General features: G+C 50.8%; 1 protein-coding gene. It reads left to right on the top strand.

The features are described 5' to 3' along the window. On the top strand, window positions 1-1,853 hold a 1,853-nt coding region (locus tag QT974_RS33630), incomplete at its 5' end, for a calcium-binding protein (protein WP_333472697.1). Window positions 1,854-2,167: the final 314 nt, after the last annotated feature.

Below are 2,167 nucleotides of genomic sequence, written 5' to 3'. Positions count from 1 at the left end.
CCACACCTCTACCAGTACCGACACCCACACCTCTACCAGTACCGACACCCACACCCCCACCTATTTTCGGGCGAGTACCCGAACCGGATACCGGTTGCGGTTGCGACCCCCTGCCCCAGCAGCCTGTCTTCACATTTATCCCACCCCAGCGTTCGCAATTACTCAACTTTGAGTCAAACACCCCAGACATCACCGATATCCAAAACACGATTTTAGGGACTGTCGGCAACGATTACTTAACCGGCAACGACTCTAACGAACTGTTCGTTTCCTTCACAGGCGACGACACAGTGTTAGGTGAAGGCGGTTCAGATATCGTGTTTGGCGACCAACAGCCAGAGTTTATCGCCTCGGGTAAAGGCAACGATACTGTTTATGGTGGCAAACAAAACGATGTGATTTTTGGGGGAAAACAAGAAGATCGGGTCTTTGGCGATCGCGGTGGCGACACATTGTACGGCGATCGCGGTGGCGATACCATCGTCGGCGACAACGGCAACAACATTGACCTGACTGGTAACGACGGCGACTTGATTTTCGGAGGCTCCGGAAGCGATGCCATTGCTGGAAATCAAGGCAGCGACACGGTTTACGCCGGCAAAGACGCAGATGTCGTCGCCGGCGGCAAAGCAAACGACCTGATTTGGGGGAACAAGGGTTCCGACACCCTCTACGGCGATAGCGGAGACGATTCTTTGTTTGGCGGCGTCGCCAACACACTCAATGGCGACCCCAACGGCCAGGATTTGCTGTTTGGAGGCGACGGTAATGACTTGCTCAACGCTCAAGAAGGTGACGATACTTTGCGAGGCGGTAACGGTCGAGATTTGCTGTTTGGAGGCAAAGGGGGCGATCGAATTTTTGGTGAAACCGAGTCGGATACTCTCTACGGTAATCTAGGTTCTGATACGATTCTCGGCGACTACGGCACCGACAATAACATCACCATGGCTACGGAGGAAAGCGACTTAATTTTCGGCAACGACAGCGGCGACATCATCGGCGGCGGTAGCGGTAACGACAGCATTTTTGGCGGCAAAGGTAATGACTTGATATTTGGCGGTAAAGGTAGTGACTTGATTTTGGGCGAACTCGGTTCTGACACGATTGTTGGTGGCGAGGGAGACGATTCGCTTTACGGTGGCTTGCAAAATCAGTTAGTCAGCGATGCCCTCATCGGCCGCGATTTGCTGTTTGGGGGCGAGGGTAACGACTATCTCAACGGTGGCGAGAGTTCCGATACGATCGGCGGCGGAGATGGTAACGACTATCTCAACGGCGGTAAGGATGACGATTTGCTGCACGGTGACGCCGGCGATGACTTAATTTACGGTGACTCGGGCAGCGATCTAATTTGTGGCGATAGTGGCAACGATACCATTTTTGGCGATCGCGGGGAAAACCAGCTCGGCCCTGTCGGCGCCAACGGTCAGCAAGACTGCATTAACGGCGGCAGCGGTGATGACCTTCTATACGGCAATGAAGGTCAAGATACCCTTAACGGTGATGACGGTAACGATAGTCTCTACGGAGGGAAAGATAGCGATATTCTCAACGGGGGCGCAGGGGATGACTGGCTGTTTGGCGATGGTGGAGAAGATACTTTAATTGGAGGTGCTGGGAGCGATCGTTTTGTGTTAAATAGCAACAGCGGTATCGATACTGTCCTCAATTTTGTAGTAGGAACTGACAAATTTGTCCTGGCTGGGGGATTGAGTTTCGAGTCTTTGCGCCTTGACTCCACACCTAACAGTTATGTCCTGAAAGTTGCTGCCACTGGCGAGGTTTTAGCTAATATTTTGGGGGCGGATAAAGCGATTACTGCTAGCGATTTTATAGCTTTTTCCCGCTAACACCAAAGTTTCGGGTTTTTGTGCAAAAAATCTCCCGCTCGCACCAATAGCTCCGATGCGTGCATAGCAAATTTATCGGTTTGCTATGCTCAACATAACCTCGTGTAGGAAAAGTAAAATTGCTGCAAGATGTTCTGTAATCTCCAATTGTCTTTTGCCGACAAGCTTGACATTTTCAGCCAAGTATAGGTAAAGACAATTGGGGTCTTTTAGTCGGTTGTATAGCATAGCAGTGGACAGTGGACAGTTGCAGAACAGAAATCAAATCATTGATGCAGTACGGGTATCGGCTCTATTCATGAAGTTATTTATGT

It is taken from the genome of Microcoleus sp. BM001215392, from assembly GCF_036700185.1.
Classification (GTDB): Bacteria; Cyanobacteriota; Cyanobacteriia; order Cyanobacteriales; family Microcoleaceae; genus Microcoleus.
The sequence above is the reverse complement of the archived record's forward strand: the minus strand, read 5'-3'. Positions and strand labels throughout refer to the sequence as shown.